11 protein-coding genes are annotated in these 8,286 nt (G+C 71.1%); 5 read left to right on the top strand and 6 right to left on the bottom strand.

The window, feature by feature from the left end:
- Nucleotides 1–185: 185 nt before the first annotated feature.
- Nucleotides 186–1,109, bottom strand: coding sequence for a hypothetical protein (locus tag EXE46_RS15755; RefSeq protein ID WP_137689292.1), 924 nt, complete (start codon nucleotides 1,107–1,109; stop codon nucleotides 186–188).
- An 84-nt stretch (nucleotides 1,110–1,193) separates the two neighbouring features.
- Here EXE46_RS15755 and EXE46_RS15750 point away from each other — a divergent pair, with 84 nt between their 5' ends.
- From EXE46_RS15750 to EXE46_RS15745, 3 genes are all read left to right on the top strand, one after another.
- Nucleotides 1,194–2,177 (top strand): nucleoside recognition protein, encoded by a 984-nt coding sequence (locus EXE46_RS15750; RefSeq protein WP_137689291.1) that lies wholly within the window; start codon nucleotides 1,194–1,196, stop codon nucleotides 2,175–2,177.
- A 106-nt stretch (nucleotides 2,178–2,283) separates the two neighbouring features.
- Nucleotides 2,284–2,448 (top strand): hypothetical protein, encoded by a 165-nt coding sequence (locus EXE46_RS17275; RefSeq protein ID WP_198945730.1) that lies wholly within the window; start codon nucleotides 2,284–2,286, stop codon nucleotides 2,446–2,448.
- A gap of 117 nt (nucleotides 2,449–2,565) precedes the next feature.
- On the top strand, nucleotides 2,566–3,804 hold the full coding sequence (locus EXE46_RS15745; RefSeq protein WP_137689290.1) for a CaiB/BaiF CoA-transferase family protein: 1,239 nt from the start codon (nucleotides 2,566–2,568) through the stop codon (nucleotides 3,802–3,804).
- Between the two features lie 86 nt (nucleotides 3,805–3,890).
- Here EXE46_RS15745 and EXE46_RS15740 read toward each other — a convergent pair whose 3' ends face one another.
- The 4 genes from EXE46_RS15740 to EXE46_RS15725 are packed head-to-tail and all read right to left on the bottom strand — an operon-like array spanning nucleotide 3,891 to nucleotide 6,442.
- Entirely contained in the window at nucleotides 3,891–4,811 is a 921-nt protein-coding gene (locus EXE46_RS15740) for a CoA ester lyase (RefSeq protein WP_137689289.1), read from the bottom strand.
- Entirely contained in the window at nucleotides 4,811–5,851 is a 1,041-nt protein-coding gene (gene aceA, locus EXE46_RS15735) for an isocitrate lyase (RefSeq protein WP_137689288.1), read from the bottom strand. The genes EXE46_RS15740 and aceA overlap by 1 nt, the downstream gene beginning before the upstream one ends.
- Nucleotides 5,852–5,855: 4 nt before the next feature.
- Nucleotides 5,856–6,086, bottom strand: coding sequence for a hypothetical protein (locus EXE46_RS15730; RefSeq protein ID WP_137689287.1), 231 nt, complete (start codon nucleotides 6,084–6,086; stop codon nucleotides 5,856–5,858).
- Nucleotides 6,083–6,442, bottom strand: coding sequence for a hypothetical protein (locus EXE46_RS15725; RefSeq protein ID WP_137689286.1), 360 nt, complete (start codon nucleotides 6,440–6,442; stop codon nucleotides 6,083–6,085). Before EXE46_RS15725 ends, EXE46_RS15730 begins: the two co-directional genes overlap by 4 nt.
- Before the next feature lie 167 nt (nucleotides 6,443–6,609).
- On the opposite strand from EXE46_RS15725, the gene EXE46_RS16900 reads away from it, so the two are divergent.
- Complete coding sequence (locus EXE46_RS16900) at nucleotides 6,610–6,759, top strand: hypothetical protein (RefSeq protein ID WP_158413963.1); 150 nt, start codon at nucleotides 6,610–6,612, stop codon at nucleotides 6,757–6,759.
- Nucleotides 6,756–7,670, top strand: a complete 915-nt coding sequence (thiL, locus tag EXE46_RS15720) for a thiamine-phosphate kinase (RefSeq protein WP_137689285.1) — start codon at nucleotides 6,756–6,758, stop codon at nucleotides 7,668–7,670. The genes EXE46_RS16900 and thiL overlap by 4 nt, the downstream gene beginning before the upstream one ends.
- A 19-nt stretch (nucleotides 7,671–7,689) precedes the next feature.
- Here the strand turns inward: thiL and EXE46_RS15715 are convergent, their stop codons facing one another.
- Entirely contained in the window at nucleotides 7,690–7,983 is a 294-nt protein-coding gene (locus tag EXE46_RS15715) for a hypothetical protein (protein ID WP_137689293.1), read from the bottom strand.
- Between the last annotated feature and the right edge of the window lie 303 nt (nucleotides 7,984–8,286).

The raw sequence follows: 8,286 nt of genomic DNA, 5'->3' as shown, positions 1-8,286 counted from the left end.
GCTGTGCGGGGCGGGACTCGAAGGGGCGGCCGTGAGGCGGGCGCAGGCGACGTAAGCACCGCAGCGAGCAGCGCGAGCGAGGAGCGCAGCAAGCGTGCGCCCGCCTCACGGTCGGGGCTTCGGCGACCTTCGCCGCGCCGGTAGCAACGGAGGAGCGACCGAGCGGTTCCGGGTATCGCTCCCGCTTATTCCACGACCGCGAGCGCCACGCCCTCGACGTCCCGAACGCCGACCACCTGATGTCGCCAGCCGTCCCCGGCGTCGACGCAGAGCGTCCCGGCGCCGGTGACCGCGACCGAGACGCCGGGGCCGTAGCCGAGCGCGACGGCCGCCTCGTCCACGGGCAGGTCCGCGACCGCCCACGTCTCCTCGCCCCACTCGCCGTCCGCGTCCGAGTGGACCAGCAGGTCGCCGTCGACGACCGCCGTGGCGTGTCCGTCGCCGTCGGCGGCGACCGCGTCCGCGGCGCCCTCCCGGACCGTCATCCAGCCGTTGCCGAGCCAGTAGAGCCCCGACCCGGTCGCCGCGAGCGGCATCCCGGTCCCGGACACGTCCCGCGCGTCGTCGAGGCCGACGGCCGCGATCTCGGCGTCGGTGTCCTCACCGTCGACGACCCGAAACACGCCGTCCGCGGCCGCGACGAGTCCCCCGTCGACCGCTCGCGGGTCCGACACGGTTCCGAGCCGCGCCGTCGACGCGACCGCCGTCCCTCCTGTCTCGAACTCGACGCGCTCGATCGCGCCGTCCTCGCGCGCGACGAGGAGCGCGCCGGCGCCGTCGCCCGCCGATTTCGCCGCACCGGGAGAACCGACCGCCACCGCCCCCCTCTCGTCGGCGAGCGCGAACTCCGGGTCGTCGCCGACCGCGGCGACGGCGAGCCCGTCGGGCGTGGCCGCGACGACGAGGTCGGCCGCCCCGTCCTCGCGGGGGAGCACGGCGACGTCGCGGGCGGGGTCGCGGGCGACCATGTCGAACGCGCCGATCTTGTCCGCCGACAGCGAGACGCGGACGACCCCGGTCCCCGTCGCGACGTACGCGTCGGTGCGGCCGGCGCTGCCCGCGTACACGCGCTTTTCGTCGATCGAGATGTCGTCCTCGGCGGGAGCCATCGGGAGAGGGTTCTCCGCGGCGGGACATAAGCCCCCCGCGAGCGTTCCGACGGCCATTTGACCGCCGATCGCGTACGTCGGGTCGTGCAACCGGTCGCCGCCGACCTCGCGACGCTGCTCGCGGACGTGGTCCCCCGGCTGGCGCGGATCACGGCGTTCATCGCGGGGGGCGTCTTCGCCGCCAACGTCGCCGTCGCATTCGGGCTGGTCCGGTACGTCGCCGGGCTCGCGGGCTGGCTCACCCGGCCGGCGAACCTCCCCGACGAGGTCGGCACGGCGATCCTCACGACCGCGGCGTCGACGACCGCGGGCTACGCGACGCTCGCGGAGTACCGCGAGTCCGGGCTGCTCGACGACCGGGCGACGCTCGTCGCGGTGACGATGAACACGTTCTTCGGCTTCGTCCAGCACGTGTTCACCTACTACGTCCCGGTGTTGATCCCGATCCTCGGCGTCACCACCGGCGCCGTCTACGTCGGCGCGCGCGCCGGCATCGCGCTACTGATCACCGTCACGGGCGTCGTGGCCGGCGGGCTCCTCCTCTCCGAGTCCAACGTCGACCGGTCCGCGCTCGACGACGTCGACGCGACCGGCCCCGAGGCCGACGACCGCACCGACCGCGAGCGCGTCCGCGACGCCGCCGGGAAGTCGTGGCGAACGCTCCGCCGGATCGTCCCGCGGCTCGCGGTCGTGTACACGCTCGTCATCTGGCTGGTCGCGACGTACGACGTGGCGGCGCTGACGAGCGTCGCGGAGCCGATCACGGGCGTGCTGGGACTGCCCGGCGCCGCGGTGCCCGTCGTCGCGGTGTTCACGCTGGACACGACCGCGGGGGCGGTGACGCTCGCCGAAACGGAGGCGGGAGTCTTCACCACGCGGACCGCGGTCGCGTCGCTGCTCATCGGGAGCATCCTCTCCTTTGCCGTCTCGACGTTCCGGCGCTCGATCCCGTTCCAGTACGGGATCTGGGGCCCCTCGTTCGGCACGAAGGTGATCGTCGTCAACACCGCCCTGAAGCTCGTCTTCATCTCGGCGACGGTCGCGCTGCTGCTCGCGCCGGTGTGGTGAGGGCGCAGGCGGTGCGGTCGCTCGGAGCGGCCGGTCGCCGTGGGACCACCCCGTCGGCGCCGCCCGAATCAGTAGGTTCAACACCGCCCCGGACCGATCGGCGCGCATGGCGCTCGAAAAGGACGTGGACTGTCCCGCGTGCGGCGAGACCCGTTCGTTCTACCGGACCGCGGCGATGACGCTCCACCTCGGCGAGAAGACGAAGTGGCGCTGCCCCGACTGCGGCTACGGCTACGTCGAAATAAACGGTATCGACACGCTTCCCGCCTGACCCGGTTTCTCCCCGTTCCCGTTCTCGGCCGCGCCGACGTCGCAACACTCAGTAGCCCGGGGGCTGAGCCGGATACTATGAACCGAAGACGGCGGCGGTCCACGGAGGCGAGACGGCGTGGTCGGTGAGGCGCGGAACCCCGAGAGCGACGTCGGTCCGCTGGACGGCGTCACCGTACTGGACCTCTCCCGCGTCCTCGTCGGGCCGTTCTGTACGATGCAGCTCGGCGACCTCGGCGCGGAAGTGATCAAGGTCGAACGGCCCGGACAGGGCGACCAGACGCGGACGTGGGTCCCGCCGGCGTTCGGCGAGGGCGAGGGGAAAGAGAGCGCCTACTACGTCAGCGTCAACCGCAACAAGCGGTCGATCCAGCTGGACCTGACGACCGAGTCGGGCCGCGCGGTCGTCCGCGACCTCGCGCGCGAGGCCGACGTGCTCGTCGAGAACTTCCGCGTCGGCAAGATGGCCGACTGGGGGCTCGACTACGGGGACCTCGTCGACGAGAACCCGGGGCTCGTCTACTGCGCCATCTCCGGCTACGGCGAGTGGGGCCCCGATCGCGACAAGCCCGCCTACGACATCATGATGCAGGCGCGGGGCGGGTTCATGTCCTTCACCGGCGTCGAGGGCGGCCCCCCGGTCCGGATCGGCGTCGCCCTCGCCGACGTCGGCGCCGGGATGTACGCGACGCAGTCGATCCTCGCGGCGCTGCTGGAACGCGAACTCGGCGACGGTCGCGGCCAGAAGATCGACGTGAGCCTGCTCGACGGGCAGGCCGCCTGGACCAGCTACATGGCGACGAACTACTTCGCCAGCGGCGAGCCGCCGGGGCGGATGGGGAGCAAACACCCGAACATCGTCCCGTATCAGGCGTTCGAGACGAGCGACGGCTACGTCGTCGTCGCCTGCTCGTCGGACCCGTTCTGGCCGCCGCTGTGTCGCGCGATCGACCGCCCGGACCTGCTCGCCGACGAGCGGTTCGAGACGAACGAGGGGCGCGTCCGCCACCGCGAGGAGCTCGACCGCGAGCTGGGAGAGACGTTCGCGTCCATGACGACCGCGGAGGCCGAGGCGACGCTGGAGGAACACGACGTGCCGGCGAGCCGCGTCCGCGACGTGAGCGAGGTGTTCGCGGACCCCCAGATCGAGGCGCGCGGGATGGTCGCCGAGGCGGAGCACCCGACCGCCGGAACCGTGCGATTCCCCGGGTCGCCGATGCACTTCTCCCGGACCCCGACGACCGTCCGCCGCCACCCGCCCGCGGCCGGCGAACACACGGAGTCGCTGCTGCGCGAGTACGGGTACGACGACGGCGACCTCGACGAACTGCGGGAACGGGGCGCGATCTCGGAGTAGACCTGAGTGCGCACGTCGTGGGCTCGGCCACGCGACGAAAAAGACGGAACGAGACGGGGCGGCGCTACAGACGAGACGAGGCGGCGCTACAGTATCCCCGCCTGCTCGGCGCGCGCGACGATGCCGCGGGCCATCTTGTCGGTCGCCTCGTCGACCATCTCGCCGTCGACCGAGACGGCGCCTTTGCCCTGTTCTTTCGCCTCCGCGTAGGCGTCGACGATCCGCCGGGCCTTCTCGGCCTCCTCCGGCGAGGGCGCGAACGTCTCGTTCGCGGGCTCGATCTGGCTCGGGTGGATCGCCCACTTGCCGTCACAGCCCAGCTGGCTCGCCCACCGACAGGAGTCGCGGAACCCCTCCGCGTCCTCGATCTCGGCGTAGGGACCGTCGATCACCTGTAACCCCTGCGCCTTGGCCGCGTGGGCGATGCGCGCGAGCTGGTAGTGCCAGTAGTGGCCGGGGTAGCCGCCGCCGGAGCCGATGGTGAGCCCGGCGGCGCCGACGTTGGCGGTGTAGTCGCCGGGGCCGAACACGAGCGACTCCAGTCGGTCGCTCGCGCGGGCGATGTCGGCGACCTTCGTCATCGCCTCCGGCGACTCGATCTGCGCCTGGAGGCCGATCCCACCGACCGGCAGGTCGTTGTTCGCCTCGACCTGCGTCAGGAGGTTGTCGACGGTGGCGACCGTCTCCGGGTTGTTCGCCATCGGCACCATGATTGTGTCGAGGTACTCGCCGGCGCGTCCGACAACCTCGATCACGTCGTCGTAGAACCACCTGGTGTCGACGCCGTTCATCCGGTAGCAGGGCCGGGTGTCGGACCAGTCGTACTCGATCAGCCCCTCGATGACGTTCTCGCGGGCGTCGACCTTCTCCGCGGGCGCGACGGAGTCCTCCAGGTCGAGGAACGCCTCGTCGGCGCCGGAGTCGGGCGCCCGCTCGATCATCTTCGGGTCAGAGCCCGGGGTGGCGAGCTGGCTCCGCCGGAGCGTGACGTCGTCCGGTCCGCCCATCAGTCGTCGCCCCCCGAGGCGGTGATCGGGTCGTTCTCCTCTTCGGTGAAGCCGGCGGAGTCCTCGTGGCGCTGTCGCGCCTCGGGGTCGAACTCGGCCTCGATGTCCTGGTACCGCGGGACGAAGGAGAGCTCGTGGTGGCTCTCGGTCTCGTGGCCGATGTACCGGTCTTCGAGGTCGAACTGGGCCTGTTCGTCGTTCTCCGCGATGTTCTCGAAGTCCTCGTAGGCGGCGTGCGCGCCCGAGTGAAGCCCGTACAGCGTGATGAAGATGTACTGGTACCCCAGATCGCCCAGCTCCTCGAAGGTGAGCGGGTCCTCCTCGGCGCCCCACTCGAACGACGAGGAGTAGTTGAAGGCGAGATCCAGATCCGGGTGAGTCTCGTGGATCGTCTCGGCGTACTCGACTGCGTCCTCGCGGGACGGGTCGGGCATCTCGGGCCAGACGAGGTCGACGCCGGCGTCGGCGTAGATCCGGCCGCGTTCGAGGTGTTCCTCCCAGTCGCCGTTGGCGGAGCCGTACGCGTCGGTGCGGGCGATGATGACGGTGTCCTCGCTCTGCTTGGCGTCGACCGCGGCCTCGAACCGCGACCGCGCCTGCTCGCGGGAGACGATCTGCTTGCCCGCGATGTGGCCGCAGCGCTTCGGCGACGTCTGGTCCTCGATGTGGACGGCGGCGACGCCGGCCTTCTCGTACTCGCGGACCGCGCGCCGGACGTTGTGGACGCCGCCGTAGCCGGTGTCGCAGTCGGCGATGACGGGGAGGTTCGTCGCCTCGACCATGCGCTTGGCGTTCTCGACCATCTCGGACATCGTGACCATCTCCAGGTCGGGGAAGCCGAACTGGCCGAGGACGGTCGAGTAGCCGCTCATGTAGGCCGCGTCGAGCCCGGCCATCTCCGCGAGGCGGGCGTCGAGCGCGTGGTAGATCCCGGGCGCGAACGTGTACTCCTGCTCCTCGAACATTTCGCGGAGCTTCCGGCCGGCCGGGTTGTCGATATCTCTCGTGAAGACGTCGTCGTCGAGTTCGTTGGGGTTCATCGGGTTACTGCGTGGTGGGGTCGTCTGCGGTCCGGTTCGACGCGTTCCGGCGCTCGGCGGCGGGACGCTGGTCGGTACGGCGTTCGTCGTCGGCGCGGGCCGCGGGCGCGAACGCCGCGGGGTCCGGCCGAGGACCGTCGCCGGTCCCCGTCATGGGGACGAGGCGGCGGGACGCGTCGTCGCGATCTGGTCGGGCCGGACGATCGCGGTCGCGGCGGGTCGCGTTCGCCGTCATCGCGAGCCCCCGTCCGTCCGGGTCCGCGAGGCGGGACGCAGGTCGGGGACCAGTGGCGCGTCGCGCTCGCCGTCCGTCGGCGGCCGGGTCGGGCGGCGCGTGCCGGTCGGCCGCCGGATGTCGGTCGCAGTCGGCTGCCGGGTGTCCGTTCGCGGCGGCGAGCCGGGAGTCCGCGTCCCCGTCGCGCGGCGGGTGGTGATAGTCGGAACCAGCGGCGCGCCGGCCTCCTCGGTGAGCGGGATGCGGCCGGGGATCGTCCGCGGAGAAGTAGTCGGCGAGTCGGAACCGGTCGTTCGATCGGTCGTGCTGTCGGTGCGTCGGGTCGTGTCGTCGGGCGTGTCGTTAGGTGTCGTCATCGGGTCGTGTGGGCGGTTGCGGCGGGCGTCTGGTGATCGAGTCGGTGCGGCGGGTCGCTGCGTGTCCGTGTACGGATACTGCCATTGCGACCGGTACGATTCGGAGGAGGATAATAAACATAATGATTGATAATGATAATATTCGTTAATGTGTTTTACTCGTTTAAATGTCGAATGACAACACGGGTCACGATAGGGGCGAACGGCCGCGGTACGCGGCCGACGGCGCCGACCGAACTCTCGGCGCCTACCAGACTCTCGGCGCCGACCCGGACCGATCGCTTATTGGGCTCGCCGTGCGGAGCGTCGGGCAGTGAACGAACGCGACGCCCTTCGGGCCCTCGCGGCCGACCTCCCCCACGCGGGCGACGACGCCGCCGTCGTCGACGGGACGGTCATCACGACGGACATGCTCCACGAGCGGACCGACTTCCCGGCCGGGACGACGCGGTACACCGCGGGCTGGCGCGCGGTCGGCGCGTCGCTGTCGGACGTGGCCGCGATGGGCGCGGCCGCCCGGGCCGCCGTCGCCGTCTACGCCGACGAGGCGTTCGACCGCGAGGAGCTCGACGACTTCGTCGCGGGCGCGGTCGACGTCTGCGAGGCGGTCGACGCCGAGTACGTCGGCGGCGACCTCGACGAACACGTCGAGTTCACGACCGCGACCACCGCGGTCGGGGACGTCACCGACGCCGGTCCCGTCACCCGCGACGGGGCGCGGCCCGGCGACGCGCTCTGCGTCACCGGCGAGTGGGGGCGGTCGGCGGCGGCGCTGCGGCTGTTTGAAAGGGACTCCGACAAGGCGGTCGAGCGCGCCAACGAGCTGTTCCGGTTCACGCCGCGCGTGGCCGACGGGCTGGCGCTGGCGGGGACCGCGACCGCGATGATGGACTCCTCCGACGGCTTGGCGCGGTCGTGCCACCAGCTCGCCGAGGCGAGCGGGGTCGGGATCGAGCTGGAGCGGGGGGAAGTTCCGGTTCATCCGGCGGTCGAGGAGGTGGCCGACGACGCCGACGAGCGGTTCGAGCTGGCGGCGCACTTCGGCGAGGACTTCGAACTGCTGTGTGCGGTCCCTGAGTCTGAACTGGCGGCGGCGCGGGCGGCGTGTCCGGCCGGCCTGACGCGGATCGGGAGGGTGATCGAGGAAGGGGAGAACGAGGACGAGACGCGCGTCACGGCCGACGGCGAGCCGTTGCCCGACCGCGGCTACACGCACGGCGACGAGTGAGCGGCGGGCCTCGGCGGCGTCAGTTCGTCGCTCGATACGCCTGTCCGCCGCGAACGAGGCCCAGGAACGCGAGGAACAGGTGGAGGGCGAAGAGTGTCCCGAGACCCCAATTTAGCGCGCTGAGAACGGCGAACGCGAGCGCGAGGACGCCGACGAGTAGCATAACGAGCGAGTACGCCCGCAGTCTCCGGGCGATCAGGCACACGCCGGCGACGCCGACCAACGAGAAGAGACTGCCGAGGGGGTACGCCGCGGGCTGAGAGAAGGCGTAGACAAATAGCGCTCCGAAGAGTGCCACGACGGTGAGCCCCACGCTCGTGCGGTCGAGACGCAACCCCTGGTTGCTCACGTTCGTGCTACCGTAGCACACCTGAAAAGGTCGGGTGCTTTCTGGCGGATTCAGGTGGCAGTCACCGGTTCAGAACATTGTGGGCCTGAAAAAGCGAGCCGACAGAGTCTCTTCTCGGTTGCGGGCAGGTCGACGCGAACGCCCCCGAAGCCCCGGCCGTGAGGACTGCGCAGGCGACGGCAGGACCGCAGCGAGTGAGCGGAGCGAACGAGCGAGGACCGCACCGAGCGTGCGCAGTCCTCACGGCCGCCCCTTCGAGTCCCACCC

It is taken from the genome of Halorubrum sp. GN11_10-6_MGM (assembly GCF_005435165.1).
Taxonomy (GTDB): domain Archaea; phylum Halobacteriota; class Halobacteria; order Halobacteriales; family Haloferacaceae; genus Halorubrum.
The sequence above is the reverse complement of the archived record's forward strand: the minus strand, read 5'-3'. Positions and strand labels throughout refer to the sequence as shown.